The 14,432-nt window shown below is 57.3% G+C and carries 29 protein-coding genes; 12 read left to right on the top strand and 17 right to left on the bottom strand.

The genetic code is table 11. The features are described from left to right. The first annotated feature begins 81 nt into the window (after positions 1-81). On the top strand, positions 82-360 hold the full coding sequence (locus tag AB4P92_RS28925) for a hypothetical protein (protein ID WP_395598593.1): 279 nt from the start codon (positions 82-84) through the stop codon (positions 358-360). Positions 361-401: 41 nt separating this feature from the next. Here the strand turns inward: AB4P92_RS28925 and AB4P92_RS28920 are convergent, their stop codons facing one another. The 16 genes from AB4P92_RS28920 to AB4P92_RS28845 all read right to left on the bottom strand — a co-directional run bounded on the left by AB4P92_RS28920 (position 402) and on the right by AB4P92_RS28845 (position 8,573). Continuing rightward, positions 402-539 (bottom strand): hypothetical protein, encoded by a 138-nt coding sequence (locus AB4P92_RS28920; protein ID WP_016773998.1) that lies wholly within the window; start codon positions 537-539, stop codon positions 402-404. A 4-nt stretch (positions 540-543) separates the two neighbouring features. Beyond that, the gene (locus tag AB4P92_RS28915; protein ID WP_395598592.1) at positions 544-930 is read right to left on the bottom strand and encodes a hypothetical protein; all 387 of its coding nucleotides are present in this window, start codon (positions 928-930) and stop codon (positions 544-546) included. Then, on the bottom strand, positions 927-1,250 hold the full coding sequence (locus AB4P92_RS28910; RefSeq protein ID WP_122597479.1) for a phage holin, lambda family: 324 nt from the start codon (positions 1,248-1,250) through the stop codon (positions 927-929). Before AB4P92_RS28910 ends, AB4P92_RS28915 begins: the two co-directional genes overlap by 4 nt. Before the next feature lie 325 nt (positions 1,251-1,575). Continuing rightward, positions 1,576-1,740, bottom strand: a complete 165-nt coding sequence (locus AB4P92_RS28905; protein ID WP_395598591.1) for a hypothetical protein — start codon at positions 1,738-1,740, stop codon at positions 1,576-1,578. Positions 1,741-1,874: 134 nt separating this feature from the next. Continuing rightward, positions 1,875-2,552, bottom strand: a complete 678-nt coding sequence (locus tag AB4P92_RS28900; RefSeq protein WP_395598590.1) for a hypothetical protein — start codon at positions 2,550-2,552, stop codon at positions 1,875-1,877. Further along, a complete protein-coding gene (locus AB4P92_RS28895; protein ID WP_395598589.1) occupies positions 2,549-3,163 on the bottom strand; it encodes a recombination protein NinG in 615 nt (204 codons plus the stop codon). Before AB4P92_RS28895 ends, AB4P92_RS28900 begins: the two co-directional genes overlap by 4 nt. Further along, positions 3,154-3,741: a hypothetical protein gene (locus AB4P92_RS28890; protein WP_395598588.1), complete on the bottom strand. Its 588-nt coding sequence runs from the start codon at positions 3,739-3,741 to the stop codon at positions 3,154-3,156. Before AB4P92_RS28890 ends, AB4P92_RS28895 begins: the two co-directional genes overlap by 10 nt. Beyond that, entirely contained in the window at positions 3,734-4,138 is a 405-nt protein-coding gene (locus AB4P92_RS28885) for a recombination protein NinB (protein ID WP_395598587.1), read from the bottom strand. Before AB4P92_RS28885 ends, AB4P92_RS28890 begins: the two co-directional genes overlap by 8 nt. Then, positions 4,135-4,542 (bottom strand): hypothetical protein, encoded by a 408-nt coding sequence (locus AB4P92_RS28880; protein ID WP_395598586.1) that lies wholly within the window; start codon positions 4,540-4,542, stop codon positions 4,135-4,137. Before AB4P92_RS28880 ends, AB4P92_RS28885 begins: the two co-directional genes overlap by 4 nt. An 88-nt stretch (positions 4,543-4,630) precedes the next feature. Beyond that, a complete protein-coding gene (locus tag AB4P92_RS28875; RefSeq protein ID WP_395598585.1) occupies positions 4,631-5,080 on the bottom strand; it encodes a hypothetical protein in 450 nt (149 codons plus the stop codon). Further along, positions 5,080-5,898 (bottom strand): ATP-binding protein, encoded by an 819-nt coding sequence (locus AB4P92_RS28870; protein ID WP_395598584.1) that lies wholly within the window; start codon positions 5,896-5,898, stop codon positions 5,080-5,082. Before AB4P92_RS28870 ends, AB4P92_RS28875 begins: the two co-directional genes overlap by 1 nt. Then, on the bottom strand, positions 5,888-6,685 hold the full coding sequence (locus tag AB4P92_RS28865) for a YdaU family protein (protein ID WP_395599716.1): 798 nt from the start codon (positions 6,683-6,685) through the stop codon (positions 5,888-5,890). The genes AB4P92_RS28870 and AB4P92_RS28865 overlap by 11 nt, the downstream gene beginning before the upstream one ends. Continuing rightward, positions 6,685-7,005, bottom strand: coding sequence for a hypothetical protein (locus tag AB4P92_RS28860; protein ID WP_315437929.1), 321 nt, complete (start codon positions 7,003-7,005; stop codon positions 6,685-6,687). Before AB4P92_RS28860 ends, AB4P92_RS28865 begins: the two co-directional genes overlap by 1 nt. A 2-nt stretch (positions 7,006-7,007) precedes the next feature. After that, positions 7,008-7,775 carry a KilA-N domain-containing protein gene (locus AB4P92_RS28855; RefSeq protein ID WP_052439828.1) on the bottom strand — a complete coding sequence of 256 codons (768 nt, stop codon included), beginning with the start codon at positions 7,773-7,775 and terminating at the stop codon, positions 7,008-7,010. 334 nt (positions 7,776-8,109) lie between these two features. Next, a complete protein-coding gene (locus tag AB4P92_RS28850) occupies positions 8,110-8,301 on the bottom strand; it encodes a hypothetical protein (protein WP_058410615.1) in 192 nt (63 codons plus the stop codon). 32 nt (positions 8,302-8,333) lie between these two features. Then, positions 8,334-8,573 (bottom strand): hypothetical protein, encoded by a 240-nt coding sequence (locus tag AB4P92_RS28845; protein WP_058410614.1) that lies wholly within the window; start codon positions 8,571-8,573, stop codon positions 8,334-8,336. 83 nt (positions 8,574-8,656) lie between these two features. Between AB4P92_RS28845 and AB4P92_RS28840 the strand changes: the two genes are divergently transcribed. The 5 genes from AB4P92_RS28840 to AB4P92_RS28820 all read left to right on the top strand — a co-directional run bounded on the left by AB4P92_RS28840 (position 8,657) and on the right by AB4P92_RS28820 (position 11,098). After that, on the top strand, positions 8,657-9,508 hold the full coding sequence (locus tag AB4P92_RS28840) for an XRE family transcriptional regulator (protein ID WP_395599715.1): 852 nt from the start codon (positions 8,657-8,659) through the stop codon (positions 9,506-9,508). 5 nt (positions 9,509-9,513) lie between these two features. Further along, positions 9,514-9,708, top strand: coding sequence for a hypothetical protein (locus AB4P92_RS28835; RefSeq protein ID WP_225571175.1), 195 nt, complete (start codon positions 9,514-9,516; stop codon positions 9,706-9,708). A gap of 53 nt (positions 9,709-9,761) precedes the next feature. Beyond that, positions 9,762-10,052 (top strand): helix-turn-helix transcriptional regulator, encoded by a 291-nt coding sequence (locus AB4P92_RS28830; protein WP_058410611.1) that lies wholly within the window; start codon positions 9,762-9,764, stop codon positions 10,050-10,052. Next, positions 10,033-10,272, top strand: a complete 240-nt coding sequence (locus AB4P92_RS28825) for a hypothetical protein (RefSeq protein ID WP_395598583.1) — start codon at positions 10,033-10,035, stop codon at positions 10,270-10,272. Before AB4P92_RS28830 ends, AB4P92_RS28825 begins: the two co-directional genes overlap by 20 nt. A gap of 211 nt (positions 10,273-10,483) precedes the next feature. Further along, positions 10,484-11,098 (top strand): hypothetical protein, encoded by a 615-nt coding sequence (locus tag AB4P92_RS28820; protein ID WP_395598582.1) that lies wholly within the window; start codon positions 10,484-10,486, stop codon positions 11,096-11,098. An 87-nt stretch (positions 11,099-11,185) separates the two neighbouring features. Here the strand turns inward: AB4P92_RS28820 and AB4P92_RS28815 are convergent, their stop codons facing one another. Next, positions 11,186-11,509 (bottom strand): DUF1654 domain-containing protein, encoded by a 324-nt coding sequence (locus AB4P92_RS28815; RefSeq protein WP_395598581.1) that lies wholly within the window; start codon positions 11,507-11,509, stop codon positions 11,186-11,188. A 498-nt stretch (positions 11,510-12,007) separates the two neighbouring features. Between AB4P92_RS28815 and AB4P92_RS28810 the strand changes: the two genes are divergently transcribed. The 6 genes from AB4P92_RS28810 to AB4P92_RS28785 all read left to right on the top strand — a co-directional run bounded on the left by AB4P92_RS28810 (position 12,008) and on the right by AB4P92_RS28785 (position 14,393). After that, positions 12,008-12,205, top strand: a complete 198-nt coding sequence (locus AB4P92_RS28810; RefSeq protein ID WP_395598580.1) for a hypothetical protein — start codon at positions 12,008-12,010, stop codon at positions 12,203-12,205. Positions 12,206-13,037: 832 nt separating this feature from the next. Further along, positions 13,038-13,289 (top strand): hypothetical protein, encoded by a 252-nt coding sequence (locus AB4P92_RS28805; protein WP_115148365.1) that lies wholly within the window; start codon positions 13,038-13,040, stop codon positions 13,287-13,289. A 21-nt stretch (positions 13,290-13,310) separates the two neighbouring features. Then, positions 13,311-13,589: a hypothetical protein gene (locus tag AB4P92_RS28800; protein ID WP_115148366.1), complete on the top strand. Its 279-nt coding sequence runs from the start codon at positions 13,311-13,313 to the stop codon at positions 13,587-13,589. After that, positions 13,586-14,014, top strand: a complete 429-nt coding sequence (locus AB4P92_RS28795) for a hypothetical protein (RefSeq protein WP_395598579.1) — start codon at positions 13,586-13,588, stop codon at positions 14,012-14,014. Before AB4P92_RS28800 ends, AB4P92_RS28795 begins: the two co-directional genes overlap by 4 nt. Then, on the top strand, positions 14,011-14,226 hold the full coding sequence (locus AB4P92_RS28790; RefSeq protein ID WP_395598578.1) for a hypothetical protein: 216 nt from the start codon (positions 14,011-14,013) through the stop codon (positions 14,224-14,226). The genes AB4P92_RS28795 and AB4P92_RS28790 overlap by 4 nt, the downstream gene beginning before the upstream one ends. Further along, entirely contained in the window at positions 14,223-14,393 is a 171-nt protein-coding gene (locus tag AB4P92_RS28785; RefSeq protein ID WP_179294971.1) for a hypothetical protein, read from the top strand. Before AB4P92_RS28790 ends, AB4P92_RS28785 begins: the two co-directional genes overlap by 4 nt. The last annotated feature ends 39 nt before the right edge of the window (positions 14,394-14,432 follow it).

The following is a 14,432-nucleotide window of genomic DNA, read 5'->3' as shown; positions in this document are numbered from 1 at the left end:
CCTCGCTTGGGCAGTGCTTGAAATGTTTAGGGTTCGTCGGTTATTCCTAGCAATCGGAATCACTGAACGGCGGAGACATTAATGAGCAACCTCGACATAACCGACTCAGACCGCAACTACATGAATGAGATGCGAATGCTCGGCAAGGATCAGGATGGCAACGAAGTTATGGTCGGACTTACCCGAGAGGAAACGTTGCGAGTGCTCGAGCACAATCGTCGATTCTTGGCCAACGATCGTGACAGGAACAAGGACGTTCGCGCCGACTACCTTAAGCTGCACGAAAAGCATGAGCGCGTGCGCATGCAAATTCTCTCAGCGGAAAACGAGGCGAGGAACTTGAAGGGGCCTATGCACTAGTGTCGCGACACAATTTGCACTCTCGCGAAACGTGTCGCGACCTACTTGCTCTGACTGCGCTTGATCTGCGCGTCCACCTGGTCAGCGCAGGTGTCGAGCAGGTTGATGGCTTGGTTCTTCAGCTCCCAGAGCTGGCCGTTGTCGGCGAGGTCTTCATCAGCTACCCGCTCGCATGGCACCAGCTCAGGGGGCTCGACTCTTACTGCCGCTGTCTTTGTTACCACCGCCGGCTTTCCCGCGCAGGCCGTCAGGAAGAGGCTGAGCAGCCCAATCACGAACAGGCTTGCTGTTGCGCTTGAGTTCTTCAAAGTTCTTCTCCGCCTTTTTGGCTTTGGCCTGGCTGGCCTGTAACCGCTTGCTCAGGTCTTTCTGGTAATCGGCATTGCGCTGGGCTTCAGCGCGCAGCGTGGTGATCGTGGCCTGGCTTTCGAGGTTGGCGTCGACCGCCTTCTTCTTCTCGCTGGCTTCGAACGCCACCTCACCGCGAAGGGCGATGACGCGCGACTGCTGAATCCCAACGAGGAGCAGGCCGACCAAGGCAATGATGATTGCAGCAGCGAAGGCCTTCATGCGGCATCCGCCTTGCGACCGAGGAAACGGGTCACCAGCTCGCGAATGGCTGTCACGCCGAGGAACCCAATAGTCCCTCCAGCAGCAACCGACAGACTGGGCGGCCAGGTCATCCACTCGATCACGCTGGACGCAACGAGGCTCAGCGATCCACAGATCAGCGATTCGAAAAGGATCCGACGCTTACTGGTTTCCTTCGCGTCGTACATCACGCGAAGCAACGATACGGTGATGGCCATGATTGCGCCCTGCCAGAGCGGATTGCTCAACGCCAGCCAGATCTTGGCCCAGGTGTCTGGCTTATCAGGCATGGTAGGCATCCGAGTTGCCTCCCCCATGGGGAGATTGATAAATCCGGCGTCCGCTGCACTCCCAGCTCGGAGCAATGGGTGTGGGGAGCCGAAAACGAAAAGTCCCTGCAAATGCAGAGGCCCTGAATAGGTGCTCTCGTCTTTCCGAGCTGTCTGCCAAAGCCTTTCTCAACGTCGACGCCCCTTTGCATCGATCTCGCTGATCCAGTCTCGCGCCACCCCGAAAGCAAGTTTGAGGTCAGGGTGCACGGGCTGCCGGCGTTGATCCGTGCGTCGCACTATCCGGCTATAGACGTCCAGGCCTTCCCGAAGGCTGTCCTGGCTACAGGTAAAACTACAGATTCTTTTTGCGGATGCGCCAACCCATGGCGACACCGGGGTGCAGATACTCGCCGGTGCGCGGATGGCGCGAGAAGTCGCTCTCGCCAACTTGGCGTGCGACCGCCTCCCAAGCCTTTCTGGCGCGCTCCAGCAGATTGCTTTTGGCTTTCAGCTTCATGCGCATCTCCAGAAGGTTGATTTCGAGGCAATAAAAAACCCGGCGCAGTGGCCGGGCTTCGAAGTGGTCGTGCGCTGGAGGTAAGTTGCGCAGTGTGGGAAAAGTACATCAAATTCCCCACCATGGCAACACCTTTATGCCGCATCCTCTGATTTTTCTGCGTGAATAACCTGCCACACTGGCTGTTGTGCCTGAAAATCCACTTCCTCGATAGCCTTTCTCAGGAAATTCCAGATGTCGAGCCAATCGCGATCCCAGTGCTTGGGCTGAATAGCGATCCCGTACAGCTTCATCATGGCGTCAGACACTCGCGCCGGCCCCCACGCGTCACCACCGTTCGCCTCGGCCTTGTAGGACTGAAGCGCGCAGGTGATCAGGCAATGAACCTTCGCCGCCTTGGCATCGGTGAGCGCACTGAAGTCGGTATCCGACCAGATCAGCTTCTCGGCGTTGAGCATGTGAACGACCGTCATGCATGGGTGGTAGAGGTAGTGCCCCAACTGCTGCACCTGGAACGGCAATGACTCGATCGCCTTCTGAACCTTCCCCATGGTCACCAGGTGGGCAGCTCGATGTGTCGACCGACCAATTGGCGAACGGCGTGTTTCGGCAATGTGGATCTTCTGGCGCACAGCCATGATGCGCTCTTCCTTGTCCTCTCCCTGAGCGGCGAAGATGATCTCTCGCAGCGCGGCCTTCTCCTTCCGGACGACGGTTGCAGATTTTGCCCGGTCAGCCGCTGCTGCACTGATTGAGGCATTCGACTCATGTTGTGCGTCTGTCCACGCTTGACGTGCGTTGATCAATTTCATGCTGCCTGCCCCTTTTTCAGTTCTCGGGTCTTGGCCCGGTATTCGGCCTTGATGGTTTTGATTTCTTCAACGGTGTACTTGCGGGGCTCATGAGGCCCTTCGAGCCATGCCACGGTTTCGGCGCCGATGCGCTGCACCAACCGGATGCGGTACTCGACCGCGTTACCGGATAGGTTGCGGTTGCACTTCACGCACTGGCGGTGGATGTTCAGCGGCTCGAAACGCAGCTCAGGACAGGCACCGACAGATCGGTAGTGGCCAGCGTCCCAGCGGCTGCCCGTCATCAGGTCGTTGTCGTTCGGCATGGAGTCGCAGCTGATGCACGGAAGGTGCGCATCACGCAGGCGGACGTACTCGTTCACGGCCGCCTGGGCTTCTCGCAGGTGGTCAGCCCTGGTCTTCAGCTTTTCCTTGCGCACCTGGATCTCGCGGCGCCCAACCTGGGCCAACGCCTTGCCAGCCTTCGCCTGATTGACCTCCTTTATCGCCAGACCGCACTTGTAGCCACATACCGCCTGCCCGAGTCGCTGCGGAACGAATGAGTCCCCGCACGCTGGGTTCTTGCACTTCTTCGGCTTGGGCGCCTTCGATTCCTTGATGGCTACGCGCATGGTTGTTGCTCCATGGTTTCCAGTCCTTGAGCGCGATCACTGTCGATACCGTCCGCCCGCTTCAGCAGCGCATCGACAACCCGCACATCTACTCCAAGGGACGACTCGTAACTTGCGACCGCATTGCGTATTTCCTGGGCTTTTGCTTCCTGCCAAGCTGCATGAGCCTGTAATGGATCATCGAAATACCCTAGGTAGCGACGAACTCCGTTAATGCGAATTTTGGATGCGAATTTTCTGTCCCGGATGTTCCAGCTGACGCCAACCGGCCACGCTCCGCGCGCGCCGATACATGACGTGAGGATGGTGTTGATTCTCGCAGGCACAAAACAGCAGGCTTCTCTCGAATAGGCTTTGTTTCCAGCGATGATGATGTCCTTATCAAGCTGGTAGCTGTTTCCGTCGCCGTCGCGCATGTGGAAGCCGGGCTGCACATTTGCCCAGTCCGCAAAATCAGCAAGATCCTCAAAATCGCATGTAGATGATTTGTAGGTCGGCCATTTTTTAGACCGATCACCATCGGACTTACACCGTCGATTGATGTCCTTCCAAATTGTACGAATCCGTTTATCAATCATATCGGCCGCCCCATTTGTCGGACTCAGTCCAGCGCACGCCATGCTCGGCGCCGAACGCCCCCATCAGCTCGAACAAATCGCTGAACCACTTCTGGGACTGCTTTCGGGTCGAAACGCCCAGCACGACGTAGCCGCCATCAATCCCTGGCACGACGTCTTGCTTCTGGAGCGCGGAACTGAAGACGTGCTTCCAGTCCTCATCGGAGAGCTTTTTGCCGTACCACTCGACCTGGCTGGACACGTCTTTGAGCATCGCCCACATCTTCCGATTGCAGACTTCAGGGCGCTTCTCGTCCTTGATCACCACCGTCTTCGGCTTGGTGAAGTCGGATGCGTGAAGGAAGCCCATCAGCCGGTTGACGTCGCGCTGGTCGCGGATTGCGAACTCGGTGCTCATGACTGCGCCCCTTTGCTCATGGCGGCGAGCAAGTCGCGTATATCAGCCGCTTCGTTGTCCATATTCGACTCAGCCTTCCACATGGCGACCTCGGCGGCTTTCAGAGCATTGCGCAGCGCCTCGTTCTCAGCCTTGAGCCCCTGTACTACCTGCTCATAGGCTTCGTAGCCGGTTTTGAGGCCGGCGTTCGCGGCCTTGAGATGGTCGCGCTCGATTCGAAATTCCCGAGCCCTTCGGAATTGCTTGTCGTACTCGGCCTGAATCCGGTCAATTTCTGCCATGTCAGAATCAACACCGGCCTTGAGCCGCTCGTTCTCGGCGATCAGGGCCAGGACAGCGACTGGGTCGCGCATCAACTTTTGCAGTTTTTGAGTCTTTTTAAGCTGCTCATTGTCGATGATCATGCCGTCACCGCCATTGTGATCAGGACGCAGTAGATGCCGATGCCGAAACCTGCGAAGCCGCAAGCAAATCCGATTTGGGTTTTGGTCGTCATGGCTTCATCCTCAGAGCTTGCGGGTATGGCATCCAGTGAGTCGGAGCCTCCGACCCTTCCATGCGATCAACGCCCCAGTGGCCGAAGCCAAATGCGTCGATGCTGAACTGGGCTTCTTCGCTGCCATCCCATTCATCGCGCTCTTTGTCGGTCATGAAGGAATCGGCATCGGTCAAGCGGCCGGGTATCACGCCGTTTCGCTCATTGAAAAACAGAACGTCGATGTGCTTTGGGCAGGTTTCCATCGACTGCCACGTCGGCAGTGCTGCGCGGGATGCTTGCCATGCCAAAAAGCCCAGCCGAAGCATTGGGTCGGCAAAGCTGCCGTCCTCACGCAACCAAGCCAGATTCTTTTCTGCCTGAGCGCGTACGCCCTTGCCGTACGATTCGATAACCTCTGCCAGATACCAAACGGCGAACTCGCCCTGAATCTTGTCGTTGCTCATCACGAAGCCCTCCGCTTGCTGCGCTCAGACGCGCCTTCGAACACCAGACCAATGCCGCGACCCTCACGCAGGCGGTCGACCGAGCGATCACCCAGCACCGCGCCCAACTCCTTGGCGTCGATGTTGGAAATCACGATGGTCGGCAGCTGCGCCTCGTAGCGCCCGTTGATCACTGCGAACAAGGTGGCCAACTCGAACTCGGTCGGCTTGGTGGCACCCACTTCATCGATGATCAGCAGCGATGGCTCGACCAGACTGGCGAACGCCTCGGACTCGGTGTATTCGGCGCGGTCGCCGTAGCTGCCCTTGATGAACTGGAGCAGTCCGCCGACAGTGCGGTACACGGCTGTGGCGTTGTGGTTGACGATGACGTGCCCAGCGATGGCGGCGGCCAGATGCGTCTTCCCCGTACCCGGCGTGCCGGTCATCACGATGCAGCGCCCGTCTTCCAGGTGCTGCGGGAATTTGTCGGCGTACTCGACGCACTTGGCCAGATTGGCTTTCTGCGCTGCAGTGTCGGCAACGAAGTCGGCAAAGTTCTTGCCCATGAATCGCTTCGGAATCAGCGAGGCCCCCAGCTTGCGCTCTAAGCGCTGTTCGGCAATGCGGGCATACATCGCCCGCTGTTCTTCCTGATCGCGCTGCGCCTGAATCTCTGCGGCGCACTCCGGGCAACCGGACGCGATGTCGCTGGTCTTGCGAATCACTGCGGCGTATTTACCGTGAGTCGGGCATTCGGCTGGCTGCTTGGCGATCACACCGAAACGGCGCTCGATGTCGTTGATGTCGAGATCGATTTTCTTCGGCTCAGAAGTCATAGGTGCCGTCCCCACGAGCAGTCAGGCCCGCCTTGTAATCACGCTGGTCGAAACCGGTGTGGCGGGATGCCGGGAACTGGTGGACGTTGCTGGATGGCTTGACCTCGTCCTCCCAGCGCTTGCCGTTGAGCCAGGTAGTGGGCATTGGGACGTACTTACCGCCCTCCTTGACCCAGTCGGCGGACACAACCTGCGCGGCGAGGCCTTTGGCGATCAGGTTGAACAGTTCGTCAGTGACCTTGAGTTTCGTCCACGCCTTCAGAGCCTTGGCCTTGTCCTGCTTCCGTGGGTACAGCGCCCAGAACTTCGGGAACAGATCCGGCGCCTCGCTCACCGCAGGTGCGCAAGTCTTTTGATCTATTGGTTCTTGGTTAATGGTTAGTGGTTTATGGTTAGTGGTTAGGTGACCATCCGTGCACGCTTCGTGCACGAGTGGTGCACGCTTCGTGCTATTTGGTACACGCTTCGTGCGTCTCACCTCTTCACGCTTTTCGGCAATCTCCTTATTTTTCAAGGCTGTAGCGTGATAGGCGTTTATCTCGTCCTGAATACGCGCCTGGATGTAGAAACCATCGACAAGCTCGAAGAACTTGCGCAAAACAAGCTCAACTGCGTCGATTTCTTCCTTGTTGCGTGCCCAGCACCAGTCAATTGCGTCTTCCATCGTTGGGAAGCGCTCACGGTCGTAGCACGCATCAATCAGGAGTGTGTAAGCCCCATGTTCAAGCATGGAAAGACGCCCGGCCTTCTTGTGGTAATCACCAATGTTCCGCTTGAAGTAATGCATCATGCGACCCCCTTGAGATTGGTTGGCCGGAAAGCTTCGAGCGCGCGCAGCGCGGTGTGGTGACGACGCTTGGCGTTGTATTCGGCTTTCTTGGCAGCACGAACGCGCTGGAACTGCGCCTCGGTGAAATCCATCACAGGGAGGAAGGCCTCGTTGTATGGGTCGAACTTCCCGTCAGGTCGGCCATGGGCTCGGAAGTAGGTGTCGTACAGCGAGCGCAGTTCAGCCTTGAGGGCCTTTTTAGTGTTCTGCGCCTGGTAGTGTTCAAGCGCGGTCTGTGCGGCCCGCTCGATCAATTGCTGGTAGGTTTTATCGGCCATGGTCAGAACTCCAGGCGCTTAATTTCGGAAAGAAGAGCCCGGCTGTGACGCTGGATATAAATCTGGCTGAGCTTCTGCTTGCGGGATTCGAAGTCCATGCCAACGTCGATCAGGGAGGCATTGACGCGCTGAAGGTGCTCAATGCAGCGGATCTCGCAGGGCGTGAGGTGGTCGCGGATCGAATCGGTGGGGCTGATGCAGTGCGCCGCCCGGTACGCCTTGGAAGGCATGCCCAGGGCGATGCGGTTGATCAGGTCGAACTCATTGCTGAAGTGGTAGTGCTTGACGTCTTTACCTGCAGAGAGGCGCCCGTGCTTGATCGCGTCAGTTAGGGCTGGAGCCTCAAGACGAGCCCTCTCCCTGGCCTGCTTTCCTTCGACAAGCTGAATGTGGCCGATGACGACAGCGTCGAAGGTGCGGATCACTTGCAAGTGGAATTTGGCGCTCACCCACATTGCGTAGGCATAAACCAGCTCCTTCATAACGAAGGTGCCACCATTTCGGCCCTCAATCGTAACTACCGGGATTCCGGTAGTTTCCAGTTCAGCCACTAGCTCTGCTGTTTGCTGGATCGCGAGCCAGTAACCTGGTGCGTGACGCTTCTCTTTTCCGGCAGCCTTGTGCAGGTCATTCAGGCAATAACGCCCATCGAGATCCTGCTTAATTTTCACGCCGCCAAGAGCAAGCGACGTGGGTCGCGACACGTTTTGCGATACGCGAAATTGTGTCGCGGATTGGTTTGAGTTGACGACTGATTGGGGAATGGGCATTATTCGCTCCAGAACTGATTTGTAAGTGCTGCACAAAAAGCCACCCTTGCCCGGTGGCTTTTTTGTGCCTGTGATTTGGTAATCGGTTGTTTCATTGGCAGATCCTCAATAGTCCCTGAGGGGCTTATCAGCCCTTCCGTCCTATGGAAGCGACGTTGCTCCGGCTCTTTGGTGGCCGGGTCATTCGATCCAGCGCCCGGTTCATGATTGTTGCGGCCATCTCTTCTGGTGTTATCCCGTTGCGTCTGGCTAATAGCTCCAGATCAGCGAGTCCCTGCCAGTCGAGCTGGATTTCCAGCGGTTTTCTTTCAGGCACAGGGCCTCCTCGGCTACTTCAGGCCACGTCAGTCTTTGCGTTAAGCTCTTCCATCATCTGGTTCAGTCCGCGCTCAAGAATTTCCCGAGCAAGAACGGCTTTCTGGGTCCGCTGGAAGCGAGCCATCGCTGTCAACAAATCATCAGCCACCTCATCCAGGCGAACCTTGGTCGGCTTGTCGTGGAGGTGATCGGGTGCGAAGTACGACATCTGTGTTTCCTTGTGTGGTTGGAAGTGGTTAGTCAGGCAGCAGATTTTTTCGGATGGGCTTCGGACAGCAACCAAGAGGCCTCGAATGGCTTCCCGTTTGCGGCTGCTAACGCAGAAATTCGCTCGGCATAGCGCGTCTCGCCGGTGTACTCGGTGCGCGGCAAGCATTCAGCGGTGAGCCATTTGTAAACGGCACGCGGCGTCTTTCCGCAGGCCAGGGCAACCACCGGAACGCCGCCGGCGTCATCAATCGATTTCTTCAGTGGGCTCATATGGCCTCCGGGTAAATTATGAACTTGCAGTACATATTATGTCGGAACTGAAAGTACATGCAAGGGCATGCGATATTGAACCTATGGTTCATATCGAAGAAATACGCGCTGCTTTCGCTTCCCGCCTCAAAAAGTCAGTTGCCGCAAAAGGCATTGATCAGTGGGGGGCGGGCGCTCGCTTGGCTGAAATAGCGAAGGTCACGCCGAAGGCTGCCAGTAAATGGCTGAATGGCGAGTCCATGCCAGGCCCTGCCAAAATGCAGGCAATCGCTTCCTTTTTAGGGGTCAAGGTGGAGTGGCTACAGCACGCTGCCGGTGACGGTCCTGCTCAATTAGCAGATGCCGCTGAGCCGGAGCCGACCACTGCCGCCGACAAGGTGCGGGCAATGTTGGCTGGCAAGACTCTCAGCGAAGAGCGGCTTCAGCGGCTTCTCGCCGTAGCCGAAGGTGATGAAGTCGAAGCATCTGGCGGAGTGCTTGTGCACGACGCATATCGCCCAGGCAAGGTCGGGGATGAAGTTTGGATTGCCCACTACGACATTCGCGGCGCTTTAGGTGGCGGGGAGGTCGCCCATGACTACCCGGAGATGCTTCAGGACGTGCGCGTCAGTCCTTCACAGCTTCGGGCGATGGGTGTTGAGTTCGTTGAACACTACCACCTGAAAATGATTACAGGTTGGGGTCAGTCGATGACGCCAACAGTCAAGCATGGCGACCCATTGCTGGTAGACATCAGCATCAAAGAGTTCGTCGGAGACGGGATATACTTCTTCTCCTACCAGGGCTTCCAGTACATAAAGCGCCTGCAGATGAAGGGCAAGGACAAATTCAAGATGATCTCGGACAACAAGAAGCATCCAGCCGAGGACATTTTTGCCGACGAGACCTACATCCAAGCGCGCGTGTTGCTCGTCTGGAATGCCCACTTGGTATAAAGTCTATGCCCAAACCCAACCAAGATATTCACAGCGATCTCAACGAGTTAGCGCTCGACCTTGAGCAAGCCGCAGACGAAGTGCTGAGAATCACTAAGGACTGCCGAGATGTCGATGCGACAGCTGCCCTTATGCTGATTGCGAAACTCTACAAGCATGCGGATCGGGCGGCGTCGCTTGCGGATGCGGTGAAGGCGTGAAGGTTGTGCGACCTACCTAGCCAGAATGGCATTGCGCACTTGAGCGAGAATTTATGCGTAATCATGGCTTGTGGATATGGGAAGAAGACGAGTGCCTAGCCCTTCGCAGAGCGATTGCCGCTTATAACGCAAGCAGGCAAAAGGCGGATCGTCTAGCTCGGAGCACCATAGCGAGCGAGATAGGGGTATCCACTTCGACCATTAATAATTATTTTCTAGGTACTAAGGCTCTAGACATTGAGGTTGCTCAAGCGGTTCTTAAGCTTACCGGCATTCCTGTGGAGCGGTTCAGTCAGAGGCTCGCAGAAGATCTGAGGTTAAAGCATGACCCTAACCAAACCTAATCAAGACCTAAAGCGCGACCTCCAGGGCATCGCCTCGGACCTCAAGTGGTCAGCTGTGGAGCTGATGAGGATTGCGGAGCGGCTGAGCCTGGCAGGCAATGAGGCGGATGCACAGGCCGTGCTGAGGATGTGCACCGTGTTTCATGATGGTGAGGATCGGCTGGTGGGATATGCAGCGGAAGTGGAGATTGGCCTGGTTACCAGGGTGAAGGCTGGGTGACCTGGCGCGGCGGGGATTGTGACTTCGTGGTCGTCGGCAAGTTAGTAGACTCCAAGTGGCCGAGGTCGGTGTTGGCTTGATGTGTAAGCCAGAACTGGGGATAGCTACTAAGAAAGCAGGCAGACTAGTAAATCTTGAACTTTAGAGGCTTTAAGGCATGGCCGTAAGGACCAAAGCCCCCACGAACCAAGCGGGCAAAAAGGAAAGAGCAATGACCGACGAGCCAACCTCAGATGAAGGCGCGCCTCTTTCTATTGAGGAAGCGGCGCGGCTGGCGCAGGACGCATATGACAAGCTTGCGCTGAACAAGCTGGAGCTTCTGGACAAAATGAGCGAGAGAGCCCGAACAGCATATCGCGCCGGAACAAATGTCAATGTGGACAGGGCCGCTGGCGCGGGCAATACTAAGGCCATGAACGATATCACTCGCGAAGAATTCAATGCCCGAATGGAGACCATCGAGGTAAAGATGGATGCTAGGGTAGAGTCTGTGTCTGCGAAAATTGATGCCTTTCTTTCAGCGCAAGCCGAGCGCGATAAGACGCAACTGGAGCGTGACAAGCGCTATGAGTTTATGGCCGACAGGGTAACAAAAGCCGCTGAAGGCGCGGAAGAAGCAGCAAAACAAGCCGCCACTGTGAAATCCAACTACTGGGCTGCTGTAGGCGTTCAGCTTTTAGCGGTCGCCGCGATCTTGGTTGGCGCTTACTTCGCGACTCAAGCGAATACCATCACCGCGATAACCACCACGCTTTCAGCGTTTCAGGCAGGCAAGTCGGAGACGACTTCCCCACCACCGCCTCAGCCGCAAGCGCCAAGCAAGTAACCAAGCCCGGCCTAGCGCCGGGCTTCTTGTTTCTGCCCTTCCCTGCCGAATCCGTAGCCCGCCAATGAGCGGGCTTTTCTTTGTCCGTTAGAAAGGCACTTCCTGGGCTATCACCCGAAGATCATCATCTTCATGCGCAACGGGATCACTTTCCTCCTGCGCCTCCCACTTCAACGTTATCGACTCATCCTCATCGTTGAGGATCATCTCAATCCCGTCCGTTTCGGATAGCAAGCCCATCACCTCCTCCCACTCTCGATCGCCATCATTGTCGAGACGATGGATCGTCACCATCCGCCTTTCCTGCGCGATCGGATGATTGATCATCCCCGAAACCCGCAGCCCCAGCCTTTCAATTCCACTGACCTCATGCCGCGCCACTGGCTTATCTGTCTTCTTTGCCTTCGCCATTTCCACCTCCTCATGCTGTATATGCATCCAGTATTCGACGGACTATAGCGAAGCGATCCTTGGTGGTAAATCCCTAAACCGTCGACCGGTGAAATTTCGCCGAATCTGTACTTTATGAAAAATATGTACTTTTGGTACTTGACCTAATGTGAACTGATGGTTCATATTCCACCCATCGCAGCGACACACAGCCACTGCGAAGGGCCTCAACAAGGCCTGCGCTCTTTAAAACCTCAGGATCCTCGCCATCGACTACCCCGGACCCGATCCGGTAAGCGCGAGCAACAAATAGTCGATGCCATGCCAGCTCTGGAACTGGCCGTGCTCACCAGATGTGAGTACGCGAAACCACGCAAGCCAGCCGGGAAGAACACTGAACACGAAATGTGTGACCCGGCCAGGTGGGGAAACCGAGGCGATGCGCGTGGTGGAGAAAACAGATTTCACTGGCTGGCCTTGGCGACAGGGCCAGACGGGAAATCAACCGAGGGCAAGACGATGAACAAGGTCATTCACATCACCCTGCGCGGAGAGCTGCAGGTATTCGCCGATGACGACTTGGACGCCTGCATCCGAGAGGCAAACCGGATTAACGCTGAGCGTGGATACACCAGCGGCGTGCACGTAGTTGAGTGCGAAGACGGCCAACGAATGACGGCAGCCGACTGCAAAGCTGCTGCCCGATCCTCTCTATGAGAGCGCATCGGGGTGTGATCTACAGCGGAGCAAGGCACCTGACTCGTAATCAGACCAGCCACTGAGCACCGTCGACAAAGCGCGGCGGCAGGCAAAGCCAGAGGTGACGACCTCGCGTAGATCACACCCCGATGCGGAAGCGGCGTGGAAAGATGGGTTCGATGCTGAGCCTCGCAGACACGCTATACACGGCATGACTCGATGGGGATCGCTCCTTGGGGATTGGAACCAAGGTGGGTAAGTGCACACCTTCTTGTATTGGTGGAAACAGGCCCCTGGATTCGGACGTACTGCAGCCTTGCCGAGCAATCGGGCGATACCGAACGCGCTGCGGCCATTACACAGAGCGTGAACGTTCCAGAGCCGGGGTAGCGTCCGGCCTTCTGCATCACTCGGCGAATAGCTCAACCCGCATTGCGCAGGGTCAGCGCCAACCCAGTATTGGCGAGCTACCTTGATCTGGCACAAGCGCCGTGACAGCCGGGAAAGACCGGCATCCCATTCCATAGGTGGCCACTGCCTGCCCAGTGAGCGAGCGATAGGAGATACCGACATGAAGCGCTAACCAGCCGTTGCCGAGCAACAGCCTACCCGGCCGCTACAGTGTCGGGCGCTTGGGCCGACGAGAGAATATCGGTTCCGGAGAGCGCGCCTTGTCAGCGCCCCGCAGCGGGTATAGCCCACGGATCTGCTGGTGACATCAGCGCCGGACAAGTAACCGGCATCCCTCCCCGACACCACCCGAATGCACTCACCTCCGCGCCCAACGGCAACCAGCGGAGCGGATGAGTGCATTGCGAGTTTTGTTGGATCAACCACAGAGGCATCAATTATGCGCCCCGTAATGACGCGAATCGGCAATCCCCACACAGGCTTTAAAGGCACTGGCGAAGCGCTTTTCCATCACTGGGGCGTTGAGACAGTTGAAGCGGAAACTGGGTTTGGAAATTTCACGGTAGCGGTCGTTGAGTTCCCTGACGGTCGCGTCGACACCTTTCTCCCTTCGAACATTCTGTTCATTGATGGCGAAGATCAGGCGCAGGCGGTTATCGACGCATTTAACGGCGATCCGAAAGCCGCCTAACCACAAACACTGGAGGTCGTCATGCACAACTGCACCGACACACAAGCAGTTTGCCGAGGTTGCGGGCTGAAGCTGCGCGGCTCGCCATCGTGGAAAGGCGGCCTCGCCTATCACCCCGAGCCGAAAGGTGAAGTCCACCGCTGCCATTACGGCGGCTGGGTTTGCTCGCGCCGCTGCGACATCCGTGCCTGCGTCGAGCTTGAAGGGACCATGCCGGGGTGCGGATCGGTAAACGGCTATGCGCGCCTGTCGCCGTACGCCAAAGAGAGCATTGAGCGCCATTGGCCGGAGGTCGCATGAACGCAGCACTGAAACTCTGTCAGGCCATGTACGACGCGCAGTTGCCTCCCGCGGTGAGCGAACCGGACGATCAGCGCGAATGGCTGGAAAGCGCCGCTGAACAGCTGGTGTGCGGCTCGGATGTGGAATGGAAGCGTCGGTTTGGCCCGGCGCAGAAAGCGACCTCAGCGCAGTATGCCGAACACCTGCAACTACACCTGAATCAGCGCCAGATCGACGGGCTGGATGATCGCGATTCGTTCGCCAACCTGGTGCTGGCTGTCGTGGTCGGCAGTCCGGCCGAGGCGCTGACACACGCCAAGCGCCTGCTAGGCACCGAAAGCCCGGTCACGGAGTTGGAAACGATCGCAACCGACCTCCTCCGTCCGCACGCCGCCGAAGCAGTGGCAGCTGAGCGCGAGGCTGTCGAGGACGACAAGTTATGAGCAATCAGGTAGCACTGGCCCGGCTGGGCTTTGAGATCGCCAAGATGAAGAAGACCTGCACTCCGGTGCCGGATCGCACCTTCGTCATGGGCATGATCGAAATGGCGGAGTTCGCCGAGATCATCGACACCCGCACCGCCAACCGTTATCGGGATGCGCTGGACGCCAAGTTCGTCGAGCGCAACGCGCATCTGAAAGGAGTTTCGGTATGACCACTGCACCGGTTAAAACGCTTCTTGATGAGCAACTGGAGGAGATTGAACGCAGCCTCGCGGTTATCGGTGCGGGCATCCCCCGCGAACTTCCTGTTTCGGCGCTCCCTCCTCCGCTGGTAGCTGCCATCAAACAAGGCCGCATCGCCGTGAGGGCTCGACCATGAATCTCGTCTACTGGATTCTCGTTGCGGTTCTGGTAGCCG

It is taken from the genome of Pseudomonas sp. A0308 (assembly GCF_044218815.1).
GTDB lineage: Bacteria > Pseudomonadota > Gammaproteobacteria > Pseudomonadales > Pseudomonadaceae > Aquipseudomonas > Aquipseudomonas iridis.
The sequence above is the reverse complement of the archived record's forward strand: the minus strand, read 5'-3'. Positions and strand labels throughout refer to the sequence as shown.

Coding starts and splice junctions, on each gene's coding strand:
- AB4P92_RS28925 (WP_395598593.1), top strand. CDS start 82: ATGAGCAACCTCGACATAACCGACTCAGACCGCAACTACATGAATGAG.
- AB4P92_RS28915 (WP_395598592.1), bottom strand. CDS start 930: ATGAAGGCCTTCGCTGCTGCAATCATCATTGCCTTGGTCGGCCTGCTC.
- AB4P92_RS28910 (WP_122597479.1), bottom strand. CDS start 1,250: ATGCCTACCATGCCTGATAAGCCAGACACCTGGGCCAAGATCTGGCTG.
- AB4P92_RS28905 (WP_395598591.1), bottom strand. CDS start 1,740: ATGAAGCTGAAAGCCAAAAGCAATCTGCTGGAGCGCGCCAGAAAGGCT.
- AB4P92_RS28900 (WP_395598590.1), bottom strand. CDS start 2,552: ATGAAATTGATCAACGCACGTCAAGCGTGGACAGACGCACAACATGAG.
- AB4P92_RS28895 (WP_395598589.1), bottom strand. CDS start 3,163: ATGCGCGTAGCCATCAAGGAATCGAAGGCGCCCAAGCCGAAGAAGTGC.
- AB4P92_RS28890 (WP_395598588.1), bottom strand. CDS start 3,741: ATGATTGATAAACGGATTCGTACAATTTGGAAGGACATCAATCGACGG.
- AB4P92_RS28885 (WP_395598587.1), bottom strand. CDS start 4,138: ATGAGCACCGAGTTCGCAATCCGCGACCAGCGCGACGTCAACCGGCTG.
- AB4P92_RS28880 (WP_395598586.1), bottom strand. CDS start 4,542: ATGATCATCGACAATGAGCAGCTTAAAAAGACTCAAAAACTGCAAAAG.
- AB4P92_RS28875 (WP_395598585.1), bottom strand. CDS start 5,080: ATGAGCAACGACAAGATTCAGGGCGAGTTCGCCGTTTGGTATCTGGCA.
- AB4P92_RS28870 (WP_395598584.1), bottom strand. CDS start 5,898: ATGACTTCTGAGCCGAAGAAAATCGATCTCGACATCAACGACATCGAG.
- AB4P92_RS28865 (WP_395599716.1), bottom strand. CDS start 6,685: ATGCATTACTTCAAGCGGAACATTGGTGATTACCACAAGAAGGCCGGG.
- AB4P92_RS28860 (WP_315437929.1), bottom strand. CDS start 7,005: ATGGCCGATAAAACCTACCAGCAATTGATCGAGCGGGCCGCACAGACC.
- AB4P92_RS28855 (WP_052439828.1), bottom strand. CDS start 7,775: ATGCCCATTCCCCAATCAGTCGTCAACTCAAACCAATCCGCGACACAA.
- AB4P92_RS28850 (WP_058410615.1), bottom strand. CDS start 8,301: ATGTCGTACTTCGCACCCGATCACCTCCACGACAAGCCGACCAAGGTT.
- AB4P92_RS28845 (WP_058410614.1), bottom strand. CDS start 8,573: ATGAGCCCACTGAAGAAATCGATTGATGACGCCGGCGGCGTTCCGGTG.
- AB4P92_RS28840 (WP_395599715.1), top strand. CDS start 8,657: ATGGTTCATATCGAAGAAATACGCGCTGCTTTCGCTTCCCGCCTCAAA.
- AB4P92_RS28835 (WP_225571175.1), top strand. CDS start 9,514: ATGCCCAAACCCAACCAAGATATTCACAGCGATCTCAACGAGTTAGCG.
- AB4P92_RS28830 (WP_058410611.1), top strand. CDS start 9,762: ATGCGTAATCATGGCTTGTGGATATGGGAAGAAGACGAGTGCCTAGCC.
- AB4P92_RS28825 (WP_395598583.1), top strand. CDS start 10,033: ATGACCCTAACCAAACCTAATCAAGACCTAAAGCGCGACCTCCAGGGC.
- AB4P92_RS28820 (WP_395598582.1), top strand. CDS start 10,484: ATGACCGACGAGCCAACCTCAGATGAAGGCGCGCCTCTTTCTATTGAG.
- AB4P92_RS28815 (WP_395598581.1), bottom strand. CDS start 11,509: ATGGCGAAGGCAAAGAAGACAGATAAGCCAGTGGCGCGGCATGAGGTC.
- AB4P92_RS28810 (WP_395598580.1), top strand. CDS start 12,008: ATGAACAAGGTCATTCACATCACCCTGCGCGGAGAGCTGCAGGTATTC.
- AB4P92_RS28805 (WP_115148365.1), top strand. CDS start 13,038: ATGCGCCCCGTAATGACGCGAATCGGCAATCCCCACACAGGCTTTAAA.
- AB4P92_RS28800 (WP_115148366.1), top strand. CDS start 13,311: ATGCACAACTGCACCGACACACAAGCAGTTTGCCGAGGTTGCGGGCTG.
- AB4P92_RS28795 (WP_395598579.1), top strand. CDS start 13,586: ATGAACGCAGCACTGAAACTCTGTCAGGCCATGTACGACGCGCAGTTG.
- AB4P92_RS28790 (WP_395598578.1), top strand. CDS start 14,011: ATGAGCAATCAGGTAGCACTGGCCCGGCTGGGCTTTGAGATCGCCAAG.
- AB4P92_RS28785 (WP_179294971.1), top strand. CDS start 14,223: ATGACCACTGCACCGGTTAAAACGCTTCTTGATGAGCAACTGGAGGAG.